Genomic DNA, 14,601 nt, shown 5'->3' on the forward strand with positions numbered 1-14,601 from the left:
CTCCGCCTACCGGCCCAGGTCGCGTACGCGGATGTCGCGGAACGCGATGACCGACTCACCGTCGTGGTTCTGCAGCCCGATGTGACCCCGGGCGAACTGGCGGCCGCTCGTCCCGGGGTCCGCCGGGCGCCCGGGGAACGGGAGGCCGGGGCTGTTGTCGAACTCGTTCACGACCTCGCCGTTGCGGATCACCGTGTAGTGCTGCCCGACGACGCGGATCTCCAGGTCGTTCCAGACGTTCTTGGCGGTCGGCCGGGCCCGGGCCGGGCCGAGGTCGGCGAACCCGTAGACGGACCCGGTCTTGCTGGGGTCGCCGGCGCCGCCCTCGGGGGTGTCGTTGATCTGGATCTCGTGGCCGCAGTTGACCGCGACCCAGGCGGGGTCGCCGGTCCCGCACTCGGGGTCGGCGGCGGGGTCCACACCGGGGAACCGTACGAAAACACCGCCGTTGGACCTCGCGTTAGCGTCCCCGGCCCGCTCGTCCCGGAACCGGAGGCGCAGCGAGAAGTCGCCGAACCGCTCCGGCCGGTACCAGAGCAGGCCGAGCCCGCCGCCGGTGGGCGTGCCCAGGGTCACCACGGTCCCGTCGTCGCGCAGCGCGAAGCCCCGGTCGCCGACGTAGCCCCAGTCGCCGAACGACGCCCGCGTGCCGTCGAAGATCCACCGGTACGGCCTGGGCCCGTCCGGCCGGCCGATGCGGGACCGGGCGGCGGCCCGCGTGAGCGCCGCGCGCTCCCGCCCGCCGATCACCCCTGAGCGGCCGAGCCGCCGGGCGACCTCGCCCACGTGGGAGACGAACGCGCCGTGGTCCGGCCACGCGCGCTCGTCGTCGACCAGGTCGTTCACGGTGCAGCCGCCCCCGGCGGGCCGGTTCGCCACGCCGGTGTCGGCGTCCAGGAACCTGACCGTGGGCCGGGCGTCGGGCACCGCGCACGACACCGCCCGGGCGGCGGTCGCCGGAGGCGTGATCCCGCTGCTCGCGGCGGCCGCGACGGCGAGCAGGGCTCCGGCGAGCGTCGATCTACCCGCACGAGAGACGCCCGTGCCGGCCGTGGCCCTCGTCGCCGTCGGCCCGGTGGATCGCCAGGGCAGCCGCACGCGTGGTCCCTTTCACAAGGACGCGGCGCCGAACGCGTCATGGCCGAAAGACCGCCCCGGCCCTGCCGGCGTGCCGGCACCCGTCGAGCCCGGAGCACACACATTGTCACGGGCGTGCGACAGCGCGGTCAACAGCGGGCGTGGCGGTGCCTCCCGGCGTCCTCCTGCGTACGCGTGACGCGCGGTTGGAATTTTTCGGTAGTCATATGAAAGTTTCCGGTGTCCGACTCCTCCAAGGCGGCCTGGCCGACTCATGAGCTTTGGCTCTTTCGATTGCCCTTGCCACGTAACCGCCGCCGGTTGTGGCACCAGAAACTTTTAGGCAGTCTTCTGAAAAATTAAAGGAAGGAAACCTCACGTGAGACGACGCATCGTGGCCGTGCTGACGGCCGTGCTGATGCCCGTGGTCGCGATGGCCGCGTTACTGGTCGCCCAGCCGGCCGCCGCGGCCTCGCTGACCCGGGTGACCGGCTTCGGGAACAATCCGAGCAACCTCAACATGTACATCTACGTGCCGGACCGGGTGGCCTCCCGGCCGGCTCTGCTGGTCGCCGTCCACTACTGCACGGGAACCGCGTCCGCGCTGTACAGCGGCTACTTCCGGGACTACGTCACCGCGGCCGACCAGTACGGATACATCATCGTGTTCCCCGAGGCCACCCGGAGCGGGCAGTGCTTCGACGTGTACTCGCCCCAGGCGCTCAGGCGGGGCGGCGGCAGCGACCCGGTGGGCATCATGTCGATGGTCGACTACGCCCGGTCGCGCTACAACGTGGACCCCGGCCGGATCTACGTCAGCGGCGTCTCCTCCGGCGCGATGATGACGAACGTGCTCGCCGCCGAGTACCCGGACGTGTTCAGGGCGGGCTCGGCGTTCATGGGCGTCCCGGCGGGCTGCTTCGCGACGACCGACGGCTCCACCTGGAACAGCCAGTGCGCCAACGGGCAGGTCAGCAAGACCGCCCAGCAGTGGGGGGACCTGGCCCGCTCGATGTACTCCGGCTACAGCGGCTCCTACCCCCGGATGCAGCTGTGGCACGGCACCACCGACAGCACGCTGAACTACAACAACTTCGGTGAAGAGATCAAGCAGTGGACCAACCTCAACGGCGTCGGCCAGACGCCGGCCGCCACCGACACCCCGTCGTCGGGCTGGACCCGCACCCGGTACGGCGGTAACGGCACGCAGCCGCCCGTCGAGGGCGTCAGCGTCTCCGGCCAGGGCCACTCGCTGCCTCTCAGCGGCCAGATCGCCTACGCCATCAACTTCCTCGGCCTCAACAGCACGACGCCGACCTCGCCGTCTCCCACCCCGTCGCCCACGCCCCCGGACAGCCCGTCGCCGACCCCGCCGGCCAGCCCCTCGCCCAGCCCGTCGGTCAGCCCGTCGGCGGGTCCGCCCGCCTCCGCGCTCGGCGCGGCGGCGGCCCGCAGCGGCCGTTACTTCGGCACCGCGATCGCCTCGGGCAAGCTCGGCGACTCGCAGTACACGACCATCGCGAACCGTGAGTTCAACATGGTGACCGCCGAGAACGAGATGAAGATCGACGCGACCGAGCCGAACCGCGGTCAGTTCAACTTCACCAACGCCGACCGGATCTACAACTGGGCGGTGCAGAACGGCAAACAGGTACGCGGCCACACCCTGGCCTGGCACCAGCAGCAGCCGGGCTGGATGCAGTCGCTCTCGGGCAGCAGCCTGCGCCAGGCGATGATCGACCACATCAACGGGGTCATGTCCCACTACAAGGGCAAGATCTACGCCTGGGACGTCGTCAACGAGGCCTACGACGACAGCAGCGGCGGCCGCCGCGACTCCAACCTGCAGCGGACCGGAAACGACTGGATCGAGGTGGCCTTCCGCACCGCGCGCGCCGCCGACCCGGCCGCCAAGCTCTGCTACAACGACTACAACACCGACAACTGGTCCTGGGCCAAGACGCAGGGCGTCTACAACATGGTCAAGGACTTCAAGCAGCGCGGCGTGCCGATCGACTGCGTCGGCTTCCAGTCACACTTCAACAGCGGCAGCCCCTATCCGGGCAACTACCGGACCACCCTGCAGAACTTCGCCGCGCTCGGGGTGGACGTGCAGATCACCGAGCTGGACATCCAGGGCGCCTCCGCGCAGACCTACGCCGGCGTGGTCAACGACTGCCTCGCGGTGCCGCGCTGCAACGGCATCACCACGTGGGGCGTGCGTGACAGCGACTCGTGGCGCTCGGGTGACACCCCGCTGCTGTTCGATGGCAACGGCAACAAGAAGGCCGCCTACACGTCGGTCCTCAACGCCCTCAACGCCGCCGTCCCGAGCGAGTCGCCCAGCCCCACGCCGCCGGTGAGCCCCAGCGCGACGCCTTCCGACAGCCCGAGCCCGTCTCCTTCGGACAGCCCCAGTCCGACGCCGCCGGTCAGCCCGTCGCAGTCGCCCACGGCGGAGCCCGGCGGGTGCGGCGCGACGATCCGGACGGTCAACTCCTGGCCCGGCGGATTCCAGTCCGAGGTCACGGTGCGGGCGGGCGGTTCGGCGATCAGGGGCTGGACGGTGAGCTGGAACTGGTCCGGCTCCCCGTCCATCACCCAGCTGTGGAACGGCGTCCGGTCCGGCTCCGGCTCGGCTGTCACCGTCCGCAACGAGTCCTACAACGGCACGGTCGCCGCGGGCGGCACCACCACCTTCGGTTTCACCGGCAGCGGCAGCGCCGAGACGCCCAGCCTGACGTGCGACGCGTCCTGACCGGCGAAACCCGATGACGCGCTCCTGACCAGGAGGAGCGCACGACCGGGGGCGCCCCGTACGTGCGGGACGCACGGGGCGCCCCCGGGACCAGGCCCAGATCAGGGGTGGCCGGGCGGCGGCGGGAGGGACGCGAGGCCGAGGTAACGACCCGCCGCCGCCAGAGCCCGGTGCAGATCGGCGGCGACCTCCCGCTCGACGTCCTCGTCGGGGAGCGGATGCGGGTGCCCGAAGTCGATCCACGCCTCCGCGGTGAGGCGACCCCGGGAGACCTGTTCCGCGTACGGGCCCGTCGCGAGCGTGCCGAAGACGAGCAACTCGTGCAGGCCGGACGGACGCCACCACTCGGTCCAGGCCGGCGTCTCGTTGAGAGCGGAGACGAGCCGGCCGGCCGCCACGGCGTACGGCGAGCGGGCCGGGAGACTCCCGTTCCGGTGACTCCAGGTGGCCCACAACCAGCCCTTGGAGAGGTCCGGAACCGGCGGGGCGGGCGCCTCCTGAGGCTCCCCGGCCAGCGCCTTCCGGTACGGCTCGACGTGGGCCAGGAAGTCCTCCCAGTCGGAGCGCAGGTCGGCGAGCGGCCCGTCGGGTCGGGTCGCGAGGGCGAAGGCGGCGACGGCCAGACGGCGCAGGTCCTCGGTGACGTCGAAGGGGTTGCGGTCCAGCCAATGGTGGGCCTGCTCGTCGGGGGCGATCCCCGACATCCGGGCGGCGACCAGACAGGCGACCGCCAGGGCGGCGTCGACGGCGTCGGCGAGCTCGTCGCCCTCGTCCAGTTCCCCGAACCGCACGAACTCGCCGAGCAGTCCGGTCATCGCCGCCACCCCGTCGGCGGCCTCGTCGCTGTCGAACGGACCCTCCAGGAAGCCGAGCTCATCGTCCATGGCGGAGATCTTGTCATGCTCGCTCACGCCGCGCGGCGATCTCGCCGGCCGGAGTATCGAGGGACGGAGCCGGGCCGACGGGCCGGAGGGCGGCGCGGGATCGCGCCGCCCTCCCAGCCCTCAACTCACGCGGTCCTCAACTCACGCGCCGCACGCGGCGCCGTTCAGGGTGAACTGCTTGGGTGCGGTGTTGGAGCCGTTCCAGCCGCCGAGGAAGCCGAAGCTCACGCTGCCGCCGTTGGCCGGGATCGTGGCGTTGTAGCTCGCGTTGGTCACCGTCACCTTCGAACCGGTCTGGGTGTACGAGCCGTCCCACAGCTGGTTGACGGTCTGCCCGTTGCCGTACGTCCAGCCGAGCTGCCAGCCCTTCACGGCGGTGGCGCCGCGGTTGACGATCCGCACCTCGGCCTGGAACCCGCCGGGCCACTGGTTCGTGAGGGTGTACGTCACCGAGCAGGAGCCGGGCGGAACCGGAGTCCCGCTGGGCGACGGCGACGGGCTGGGGGAGGGGCTGCGCGAGGGCGACACGCTGGGCGAGGGAGAGGCGCTGGGCGACGGGGACGTGCTGGGGGAGGGGGAAGCGCTGGGAGACGGGCTGGGGGACGTCACGGTCCCCGCCGGGACGACGATCGTGCTGATCGAGTTCGCCGGGAACGTGCCGGTGAAGCCGCCCGCGCCCACCTGCACGTCGGCGTCCCTCTTGATGGCCGAGGTGTCGGCCGCGCCGTACCGGTAGACCTGCGCGGTCGCGCCGCCGGTGCGGCCCTTGATCGCGATGTCGCTGGTCAGGGCGTCGCCGGTCTTGTTGACCACCACGAGGGTGAGGGCCTTGTCGGAGGCGCGCTCGGCCGCGTACACCGCCAGCTTGCCCTGGTCGGCGCTGACCGAGCCGACCGCGGTCTCACCGAAGCGGCCGCCCTTGCCGTCGTAGTTCAGGTACATCCGGAAGGCGTACGCGCCGGGCTGGGAGGCGGTCGGCGGGCTCCAGAGGTTGGCCAGGTCGAGTCCCTCGCGGCCGAAGATGCCGAGGACGTCGGCCTGCGCCAGGGCGCCGTTGACGTGGTCGAGGGCGCCCCAGTTGTACTCGGTGATCGCGGTCCTGGTGCCCGGATACTCGGCGGCGACCAGCTCCTTCATCCGGGGGATCAGCCGGACCTGGGTGTTGATCCAGCTTTCGTCGGTGTACGACGGGTCCCACAGGGCCCGGGTGGAGCGCAGCCGCAGCGCGTCGGTCGTGGGGTCGCCGCCGCTCCCGAACGCGACACCCGAGGCCTGGGGGTAGAAGTGCTCGTCGAAGTAGTCGAGGACGCGCAGGCCGTGCGTGTCCTCGTACTTCTTCATCTGCCGCAGGTACCAGGTCGTGAAGGGCAGGCCGTCGCGGGCCGCCTTGTCGGGCGGGTTCGACCAGCAGTTGGTCCGGCCGCAGACCTCCTGGTCGAGGCCCGAGTAGTCCCACGAGGACCAGCCCCAGCCGACCGGTCCGAGCGTCTTCGCGCCGGGGTCGGCGGCCTTGATCGCGGCGCCGATGAGGTACGCCTTGTCACGCAGTTCGACCGAGCTCGCGCCCTCGGGGTGCACGTCGCGGTGTGTGCCGTGCCAGATGTCGGGCTCGTTGTCCAGGCTGTAGAACTTCACCCCGCCGGCGGCCGCCGTGCCGTACTTGCCGGTGAGGTGGGCGATCCAGTCCTTCACGTACGCCGCCCCGGCCTCCACGCTCGTGTCGTGGGGGTCGTTGCCGGTGATCTTCGTGCCGTCCGGCTTCACGCCGTTGCCGCAGTCGGGCCGCCACTGGTCGGTCTGCTGCTGCGGGCCGTACTTGGCGACGGAGAAGCCGCAGGAGGCGTCGCGGCCCTTCGGCACCCAGCCGATCAGCGGCATGGTGAGGATCGTGTCGGTGCCGGTGCGCCGGTCCTGCTCCACGAACCGGTCGACGCTGGAGCCGTCGGGGAGCGCGGAGGGGTCGGTGTTGTCCTCCGCGATGTTCTCGAAGAACCAGTCGGAGGCCCGGTTGCTGGTGTCGTACAGGTAGTTGTAGCGGGTGGTCGCGTTGCCGCCCCAGCGCCGTACGGGCAGGCGCAGCTCCTTGGCCAGCGTCTCGTCGGCGTGGTTCATACCGTAGACGTACGGGCTGATGGCGTGCCTTCCGGCGGTCACGTCCACCGTGACCGCCGGGCCGGTGGCGGCGGCGAGGGCGGCCGGAGCCGCTCCGGCCGCTGCGGCCGCGCCGGCGGCCAGGGCCATCGCCACCGTGAGAGCGGCGGGAAGCGTTGTTCTGAGCACGGGTTTCCTTCCGAATCCCTGGAATCTGCCGGCCTGACGGCGAGGGATTACCGGGAGTCGCCATCGCGGCCAGGGCATCACGCTGGCCAAGGGCCGGGCGGGACACAAGGAGGAAGGCCGCCGGGGCGCCGGAAGCGGGCGGTGAGCAGGTACGCCCCGTCGCGCGGGACGGAAAGTTTCAGAGCCGGCCGGGACCGCGCCGGGCCGGCCTACCCGAGGGCGTCGGAGACGCTGGGCGGCCAGATGCCGACGTGCAGGAGCCGGTGCGCGTAGAAGTAGGCCACGAGCTGGCTGCGGTTGCTGCAGGCGAACTGGACGAGCAGCTTGCTGATCCGCTCGGCCACGGTGTACCGGCTGAGGTGCATCTCGCGGGCGATCTTCGTCGTCGTGTAGCCCCTGGCCAGCATGACGATCAGCCATCGGTCGCGATCATTGATCAGGCCGTCGGAAACAAGGTCCATGCGCTGTCCCGCTTCGGATCGCCGTTCCATGAGTGACCTGGTGAGGTCCCTCTGCGGCGACCCTAGAAAGGGGCGCTTAACGATCGGTATGGCCTGACCATGGCCGTGGTTATGGCCCTCCGGGCCACGCCGGTAGCCCACGTTTGTGGGGTTGTGTCACCTGCTCGTCCCCGGCTCATACTCGACCAGCGACGCGTTCCGAGCAGGCCGGGGGACGATCGGAGGGCGACTCACATCGCTGAGCAGCGGGAGGGCGAAGTGAAGGGCAGGCTGTGTTGAGAGACGTCGTGACGGCCGTGGGGCTGACCAAACGCTATCGGGGCAGCGAGAGACCGGCCGTGGACGACGTCTCCTTCGAGATCGCCCAGGGGGAGACCATCGGGCTCCTGGGCCCCAACGGCGCCGGCAAGACCACTCTGATCAAGATGATCTGCGGCGTCACCACTCCGACCTCCGGTGAGATCCGGGTCTTCGAGGCCGATCCGGTGCGCCAGCCCGTCCTCGCCAAGAGCGGCATCGGCGCGATGCACCAGACCGGTCCGTTCGACATGATGCTTCCGGCGCTGGACAACCTGCGGATCGCCGCACGGTTCCGCGGGCTGCGGTGGCGCGAGGTACGGCCCTGGGCGTTCGAGGTGGCCGACTTCCTCGGTCTCAGCGGTGCGATGCAGCGCCTGGTGTTCCAGATGTCGGGTGGTCAGCGGCAGCGGCTGCAACTGGTGCGGGCCCTGCTCACCATCCCGCGGCTGCTCATCCTCGACGAGCCCTCCGCGGGCCTGGACGTCGCGGGGCGGCGCCAGGTCGAGCGGTTCGTGACCTGGCTGCGCGAGGAGCACGGCGTGACCGTGCTGTGGACCAGCCACCACATCGACGAACTGGAGCGCAACAGCCAGCGCGTCCTGGTGGTCGACCGCGGGCGGGTGGTGCGCTTCGCCAAGCCGCGCGAACTCGTGGAGGAGTTCGGCAGCACCCACCTGCTGGTGACCGTCGAGGACCCGGAGTCGGGCGGCCTGGTGGCCGCCTGGGCGGAGTCGGCCGGGCTCAGGGCCAAGGCCGAGGACAACGAGGTGCGCATCGACGACGCGAAGGCACGCGACCTGCTGCCGGAGCTGTCCCGGTACTGCCAGGACCACGCCATAGCGATCAACGGGGTGTCGACCGCCGTGGACTCGCTTGAGGAGGTCTTCCTCCGGATGACCGGGAACGAGGGGTGACGATGGCCGCCGGGCTGCACTTCCACACCGCGCCCCCCGCCCCCATGGCGAGGGCGACGGACCTGCTCGCGGTGCTCTACCGGGAGTACGCGCTGCTCGCCCGCAACCGGGTCTACCTGATCCTCGGCCTGACGCCGATGCTGGTCTACCTGCTGCTGGTGAACACCTCGCTGAGCAACCTCGTCAGGGTCGTCGACTACAAGGGCGTCAGCGTCGGGTTCGCGGTCTTCCTGCTCCCCATGACGCTGGCGATGTCGGTCGTGAGCGCGGCGGCCACGTCCGCCATGGCCGTGTTCCAGGAGGAGATGAGCGGGGTGGCGACCCAGTTGTGGTCGTACCCCATGCGCAGGTCGCGCTTCCTGCTCGGCAAGATGATCGCCGGCGTGTCGCTGGTGCTCGGGCAGACCCTGCTGGGCCTGGCCGTGGCGGCGCTCATCTTCGACCTGCCGTTCGGCCCGGAGAACTGGGTGGGGCTGCTGTCGGCGCTCACGCTGTCCGCCCTGGCGCTCAACGGGCTGTACCTGGCGGCGGCGATCACGATCACGGACTACCAGGCCTTCATGGTGCTGTCGAACGTGTCGATGCCCGTTCTCGTCTTCAGCGCCCCGTCGATGTACACCACCGAGAGCATGCCCACGGTGCTGCAGTGGATCTCCGTGGTCAACCCGCTGACGTACGCGATCAACGGCATGCGGGACGCCGCGGTCTTCGGTCTCGGCGAGGCCTGGGTGGACCTGCTCGTCCTGGCGGTCATGGCGGTCGTCGGCTACACCGTGGGCGGGCGCGCACTGATCAACCGCGCGCGCAACATCTGACATTCGGCACCTGACACTCGGCATCTGACACGGACGGCCCGACAGGGCGCCTCACCTCGACACGGGCAAGGGGACGATGCGGACAGAAACCTCCTCCCACTCCTGGCTCCTCTCCGGTTCCGACCAGTCGAAGGTCCGGCTGCCGGGGACGGACCGGGCCCGGGACCCCGCCGCCACACTGGAGATGGCCGGCCGCGCCGCGCGCCGGGCCGGGGTCACCCGGGTCGCGGACATCACCCGGCTCGACACCCTCGGCATCCCGACGTACCAGGCGATCAGGCCCACCGCGCGGACCCTCGCCGTCTCGCAGGGCAAGGGCGTCACGGCGGACCTGGCGAAGCTGTCCGCCATGATGGAGGCCGTCGAACTCTGGCACGCCGAGCAGCCCATGCGGCCGGTCACGACCGCGTCCCCCCGTGACCTCGCCGGGGAACTGGGCTACGACGTCGGCGCCCTCCCGCGGTGCGCGCCGAGCCTGCTGCACGACGGGCTGCCGGTGGACTGGGTCGCCGCCAGATCGCTGGCCGACGGCTCCCCGACGCTCGTCCCGATGGAGCTGGCGCAGTTCACCCTCGTCCGCAGGACAAGCTGGAACCCGCCGGTGTTCTTCTCCTCGACCAACGGCCTGGCCAGCGGGAACACGCTGACGGAGGGCGTGCTGCACGCGTTGTACGAGGTGATCGAGCGGGACGCCGTGACGGCCTTCATGACCGGCGGCGACCGGGGAACCCGGGTCGACCCGCGCTCGCTCGGCTCGCCGGTCGTCGACGACCTGTGCGTGACGATGGAGCGGGCCCGGGTCCGCATGGAGGTCAGGTCGCTGGCCTCGCCGACCGGGCTGCCGTGCTTCCTCGCCCGGATCACCTGCGACGACTATCCCCCGCCGTTCCTCGGCTTCGGCTGCCACCTCGGCTCGGAGATCGCGCTCAGCCGGGCCGTCACCGAGGCCGCGCAGGCCCGGCTGGGCTACATCGCGGGCTCACGCGACGACCTGCACGCGAACGTCCACGACGACCGGGGCGCGCCGCGACGGCCGGAGCCGGCGCCGGAGCCCGGCGCGCCGATCACGCCGCTGCACGCGCACGAGAGCCTGGTCGACGACCTGGACGACGTGGTGAAGCGCGCCACGGTCGCCTTCTCCCACGCGCCTCTCGTCGTCGACCTGACGAGGGAGGACCTCGGCGTGCCGGTCGTCAGGGTGCTGGCGCCGGGGAGCCGTGTGTGCCCGGAGGTCTTCTAGTGAGCGGGGGTGTTTCGATGAGCTCGCCGAACGTGGTCGTCTACGCGGGTCCGACGATCTCCGCCGACGAGGTCCGCGGCGTCGTGCCGCACGCGCGGGTGCGGCCGCCCGTCGCCCGGGGCGACCTCCTCAGCGAGACCTGGAGCCCGGACGACACCGCCGTCATCATCGACGGCTACTACCGCGAGAAGCTGGCGGTGGGCCACAAGGAGATCCTGTGGCTGATCGACGAGGGCGTGCACGTCGTCGGCGCGGCCAGCATGGGCGCGTTGCGCGCGGCCGAGCTGAGCCCGTACGGCATGAGCGGCGCCGGGACCGTGTTCGACATGTACGCGACGGGCGAGGTCGACGGCGACGACGAGGTCGCGGTGCTGCACGGGCCCGCCGACCTGGGGTACCCGGCCGGGACGGTCGCGCTGGTCAACCTCCGGTACGGCTGTCGGGAGGGGGCGAGGACGGGCCGGATCCCGGCGGAGGCCGGGGAGCGCATCGTCCGCACGGCCAAGGCGATGCCGTTCGCGCACCGCACCTGGCAGGAAATCGACGCGGTGGTGGACTCCGGCGACCGCGCCTGCCTGGAGACGCTGCGGCAGATGATCGGCACGGGGGAGTGGGACGTCAAGCGGCTGGACGCGCTGGCCGCGCTGCGGGCAACCGGAGAGCGCCGCGCCGGAAGGCCCGGCGAGGAGTCCGTGGCCTGGACGGCCGACACGGCGCTGACGGGGATCACCCACTACGAGGCGCTGAAGTGGCGGTCGAGGCGCGAGTACGCGGAGGGCCGGTGGATGACCGACCTCGACGTCGTCACCGCGGGACGGCTGTTCGGCGACGACTACCCCCGCCTGCACGAGGAGACTCTGACGGGCCTGCTGACCGGCTTCGCGGCCGCCCAGGACCTCGACCTGGAGGCGTACGCGCGGGCCACGCTCGGGGTCGCCGCGGCCGAGCCCCTGCCGCCCGTCCTCGCGTCGTGGCTCACCGAGACGGAACGCGCGGCGCTCCCCGCCGGAGAGCAGCTGCGGCTGGTCATGGTGCGGGTCTGGCCGGTCTGGCAGTCGGAGGACTGGCGGCCGGTCGTGCTGGAACGGGTCCGGGAGTCGGCCCACTGGCAGGAGTGGTCGGAGATCGTGGCCCGCGCCGACGAGGCGGCGGAGCGGACCCGCGGGCGGCTCGCCGTCCCGCCGCCGGAGATCTGCGCCAGGATCTTCCTGCGTCATTGGCACGGGAAGGGGACGTCGGCCGAGGTGGAGATGGCCCGGCGCGGATTCACCGGCCCGCAGGAGCTGGGACACGCCGTCAGGAGGTTCTTCGCCCTCGACGTCCAGAACGCGCGTGCCCCCGAGCGGCGAGCCAACGAGTGAGCGGAGTGGCGGGCCGAGGGACGAGGCCGCGCGCGTGGCGAACGAGGAGGGGAGCGCGACCATGAGCACGGGAACCGCTGGCGCCGGCCCGGCGCGGGGGCAGGTGCGGCCCGCGTCCCGGAACGTCCGTGCATCCGCGTGAGGAGAGGGTCATGACCGTGACCACACCCGGGCAGCCGCCCGGCCCGGCCGCGCAGCCGTTCGACCCGGCGGCCGCGCGGCACCGTCCGGACCCCCATCCGCTGTTCCACCGCATGCGCGAGCACGCGCCGGTCTACCGGTACGTGAGCCCGGCGAGCGGCCGGGTGCTGTGGTACCTGACCCGGTACGCCGACGTGCAGCGCGCGCTGCTCGACCCGGACGTCGGGCGGCAGCTCGACCGGCTGCCTCCCGGCCTCGCCGCGCCGCACCGCAGGGCCGAGCTGCGCGACCCGCTGGCCATGCTGCGGCGCAACGTCTTCCACCTCGATCCGCCCGACCACACCCGCATCCGCAGGCTGATGGCGCCGGCCTTCGGCGCCCGTACGGTGGCCGCGCTGGAAGAGCGCGTCCACCGGGTCGCCGGCGAACTGGTGGACGGCATGGCCGCCGCGGGCGGCGAGGCCGACCTGATCCGGGAACTGGCGCTGCCGCTGCCGGTCCTGGTCGTGGCCGAGCTGCTCGGCCTGCCCCCCGGGGACCGCGCCCGGCTGCGCGGATGGAGCGACGAGATCGTGGGCAGCGGGGACGCGGGCCGGGTGCGCCGGGCCGGCCTGGAGTTCGTCGCGTACGCCGACGAGAGGATCGACGAGCGCCGGGCGCACCCGGGGGACGACCTGCTGAGCCGGCTCGCCGAGGCCGAGCAGGCGGGCGGGATCAGCCGCGCCGAACTGGTCTCCAGCGTGTTCCAGCTGCTGCTCGCCGGGGACGAGACGACGGTCAACCTGATCGGGAACGGGGTGCTGGAGCTGCTGCGGCACCCACGCCAGCTGGATCGGCTGCGGGCGCGCCCGGAGCTGATCGGCTCGATGGTCGAGGAGGCGCTGCGGTACAACGGCCCGGTCGGGCACTCCCGCCCGCTGTACGTCCTCGCCGACGTGGAGATCGGCGGGACCGTGATCCCCCGGGGGGACGTGGTCGTGCCGGTGCTGCTGGCGGCCAACCGCGACCCGGCGGTCTTCCCCCGGCCGGACGTCTTCGACATCGGCCGCAGCCCGAACCGGCATCTGGGCTTCGGTCACGGCGCCCACTTCTGCCTCGGCGCGGCGCTGGCGCGGCTGCAGGCCGCGGCCGCCATCGGGGCGCTGGTGCGCCGCTTCGCCGGGATCGCCCTCGCGGTCGACCCCGCCGGCCTGGAGTGGACGCCGGACCTGTTCCTGCACGGCGTACGCCGCCTGCCGCTGCGGTTGCGGCTGGAGGCAGGCGTCGCGTGACACCTGCCCCGCACCTGTCAGAGACCCCGAAGGAGCAGGACCATGAGTGACCGACCGCGAGGCCTCACGGGGCAGGCGAACCTGTCCAGGATGGCCTTCGGCTACGCCACTTCGCAGATCCTCTACGCGGCCGTCCGGCTCGGCGTGCCGGACCTGCTCGCGGAGGAGGCCGTACCGGTCGCGCGGCTCGCGGAGCGCACCGGGTCGGACCCCGGCGCGCTGCACCGGCTGCTCCGCGCGCTGGTGGTGCTGGGCGTGGCGGAGGAGGGGGAGCCGGGAAGCTTCACGCTGACGCCGCAGGGGCGGCCCCTGTGCGCCGATCACCCGTGGTCGATGCGCTCCAGCCTCCTGCTGCTCGGCGACCCGGCCACGTGGCAGGCGTGGGGGGCGCTGACCCACAGTGTGCGGACCGGTGAGACGGCGTGGGACCACGCGCACGGCAGCCCGCTGTTCGACCACCTCGCCCGCCACCCGGACCTGTCGGCGGTGTTCAACAGGGCGATGCGCGAGGGCACCGAACGGATCGCGCCCGCGCTCCCCAGGGCGTACGACTTCAGCGGCGCGCAGACCGTGGTCGACGTGGGCGGCGGCAACGGCACGCTGCTGGCGGCGGTGCTGGCGGCCGTCCCGGGCCTCAAGGGGATCCTGTTCGACACCGCCGAGGGGGTCGCGGGCGCCGACGAGAATTTCCGGCGGGCGGGTCTGTCGGACCGGTGCGTCATCGAGACCGGCGACTTCTTCGAGGCCGTGCCCGGGGGCGACGTCATGCTGGTCAAGGGCGTGCTGCACGACTGGGACGACCGGCGCTGCGTCGCCCTGCTGCGTAGCTGCCGCCGGTCGATCGCGGCGGACGGACGCCTGCTCGTGCTGGAGCCGGTGATGCCGTCCGCCCTCGGCACGCTGGAGGCGGCCGGTGCCGTCATGAGCGACATCGCGATGCTCGTCTACACCGGCGGCCGGGAACGCGGCAGGACCGAGTTCCGGGATCTGCTCGCCGCGGCCGGGTTCGACCTGACCGAGGTCACACCGCCGCTCGGCGGCTCGGAGATCCGGATCCTCGTCGCGCGACCGTCCTGAGCCCCGCCCGGCCGACCGCCGC

12 protein-coding genes and 1 pseudogene are annotated in these 14,601 nt (G+C 72.0%); 8 read left to right on the plus strand and 5 right to left on the minus strand.

Going from position 1 to position 14,601, the window contains the following annotated elements:
- Positions 1–6 precede the first annotated feature (6 nt).
- Positions 7–1,098, minus strand: a complete 1,092-nt coding sequence (locus tag HHX33_RS32290; protein WP_220502443.1) for a 3-keto-disaccharide hydrolase — start codon at positions 1,096–1,098, stop codon at positions 7–9.
- Positions 1,099–1,456: 358 nt separating this feature from the next.
- Between HHX33_RS32290 and HHX33_RS36805 the strand changes: the two genes are divergently transcribed.
- Positions 1,457–3,835, plus strand: coding sequence for a PHB depolymerase family esterase (locus HHX33_RS36805; RefSeq protein WP_182877889.1), 2,379 nt, complete (start codon positions 1,457–1,459; stop codon positions 3,833–3,835).
- A gap of 101 nt (positions 3,836–3,936) precedes the next feature.
- Here the strand turns inward: HHX33_RS36805 and HHX33_RS32300 are convergent, their stop codons facing one another.
- Together HHX33_RS32300 and HHX33_RS37810 are read right to left on the minus strand one after the other, a co-directional pair.
- Positions 3,937–4,719: a DUF4259 domain-containing protein gene (locus HHX33_RS32300; protein ID WP_182877890.1), complete on the minus strand. Its 783-nt coding sequence runs from the start codon at positions 4,717–4,719 to the stop codon at positions 3,937–3,939.
- A gap of 141 nt (positions 4,720–4,860) precedes the next feature.
- Positions 4,861–5,247 (minus strand): cellulose binding domain-containing protein, encoded by a 387-nt coding sequence (locus tag HHX33_RS37810; RefSeq protein WP_396786191.1) that lies wholly within the window; start codon positions 5,245–5,247, stop codon positions 4,861–4,863.
- On the opposite strand from HHX33_RS37810, the gene HHX33_RS37815 reads away from it, so the two are divergent.
- Positions 5,159–5,455, plus strand: a complete 297-nt coding sequence (locus HHX33_RS37815; protein WP_396786194.1) for a hypothetical protein — start codon at positions 5,159–5,161, stop codon at positions 5,453–5,455. The two genes, HHX33_RS37810 and HHX33_RS37815, sit on opposite strands and share 89 nt — an antisense overlap.
- A gap of 545 nt (positions 5,456–6,000) precedes the next feature.
- Here the strand turns inward: HHX33_RS37815 and HHX33_RS37820 are convergent.
- Positions 6,001–7,077, minus strand: a pseudogene (locus HHX33_RS37820) (glycoside hydrolase family 44 protein); the annotation flags it as partial.
- A gap of 131 nt (positions 7,078–7,208) precedes the next feature.
- Positions 7,209–7,460, minus strand: a complete 252-nt coding sequence (locus HHX33_RS32310; protein WP_138460897.1) for a LuxR C-terminal-related transcriptional regulator — start codon at positions 7,458–7,460, stop codon at positions 7,209–7,211.
- 272 nt (positions 7,461–7,732) lie between these two features.
- Between HHX33_RS32310 and HHX33_RS32315 the strand changes: the two genes are divergently transcribed.
- The 6 genes from HHX33_RS32315 to HHX33_RS32340 all read left to right on the plus strand — a co-directional run bounded on the left by HHX33_RS32315 (position 7,733) and on the right by HHX33_RS32340 (position 14,579).
- Entirely contained in the window at positions 7,733–8,674 is a 942-nt protein-coding gene (locus HHX33_RS32315) for an ABC transporter ATP-binding protein (protein WP_220499146.1), read from the plus strand.
- A 2-nt stretch (positions 8,675–8,676) separates the two neighbouring features.
- Positions 8,677–9,489 (plus strand): ABC transporter permease, encoded by an 813-nt coding sequence (locus HHX33_RS32320; protein WP_111700765.1) that lies wholly within the window; start codon positions 8,677–8,679, stop codon positions 9,487–9,489.
- A 76-nt stretch (positions 9,490–9,565) separates the two neighbouring features.
- Positions 9,566–10,729 carry a YcaO-like family protein gene (locus HHX33_RS32325; RefSeq protein WP_182877892.1) on the plus strand — a complete coding sequence of 388 codons (1,164 nt, stop codon included), beginning with the start codon at positions 9,566–9,568 and terminating at the stop codon, positions 10,727–10,729.
- A gap of 17 nt (positions 10,730–10,746) precedes the next feature.
- Positions 10,747–12,090, plus strand: a complete 1,344-nt coding sequence (locus HHX33_RS32330) for a TfuA-like protein (protein ID WP_182877893.1) — start codon at positions 10,747–10,749, stop codon at positions 12,088–12,090.
- A gap of 152 nt (positions 12,091–12,242) precedes the next feature.
- Positions 12,243–13,502, plus strand: a complete 1,260-nt coding sequence (locus tag HHX33_RS32335; RefSeq protein ID WP_182877894.1) for a cytochrome P450 family protein — start codon at positions 12,243–12,245, stop codon at positions 13,500–13,502.
- Positions 13,503–13,544: 42 nt separating this feature from the next.
- On the plus strand, positions 13,545–14,579 hold the full coding sequence (locus tag HHX33_RS32340; RefSeq protein ID WP_182877895.1) for a methyltransferase: 1,035 nt from the start codon (positions 13,545–13,547) through the stop codon (positions 14,577–14,579).
- The last annotated feature ends 22 nt before the right edge of the window (positions 14,580–14,601 follow it).

The sequence above is a fragment of the Microbispora sp. H10670 genome (genome assembly GCF_014161385.1).
Lineage (GTDB): Bacteria > Actinomycetota > Actinomycetes > Streptosporangiales > Streptosporangiaceae > Microbispora > Microbispora triticiradicis.

Bases quoted from the DNA above. Each gene is read 5' to 3' on its own strand.
- HHX33_RS32300 (WP_182877890.1), bottom strand. From the start codon at position 4,719: ATGGACGATGAGCTCGGCTTCCTGGAGGGTCCGTTCGACAGCGACGAG.
- HHX33_RS32310 (WP_138460897.1), bottom strand. From the start codon at position 7,460: ATGGACCTTGTTTCCGACGGCCTGATCAATGATCGCGACCGATGGCTG.
- HHX33_RS32320 (WP_111700765.1), top strand. From the start codon at position 8,677: ATGGCCGCCGGGCTGCACTTCCACACCGCGCCCCCCGCCCCCATGGCG.
- HHX33_RS32325 (WP_182877892.1), top strand. From the start codon at position 9,566: ATGCGGACAGAAACCTCCTCCCACTCCTGGCTCCTCTCCGGTTCCGAC.
- HHX33_RS32330 (WP_182877893.1), top strand. From the start codon at position 10,747: ATGAGCTCGCCGAACGTGGTCGTCTACGCGGGTCCGACGATCTCCGCC.
- HHX33_RS32335 (WP_182877894.1), top strand. From the start codon at position 12,243: ATGACCGTGACCACACCCGGGCAGCCGCCCGGCCCGGCCGCGCAGCCG.
- HHX33_RS32340 (WP_182877895.1), top strand. From the start codon at position 13,545: ATGAGTGACCGACCGCGAGGCCTCACGGGGCAGGCGAACCTGTCCAGG.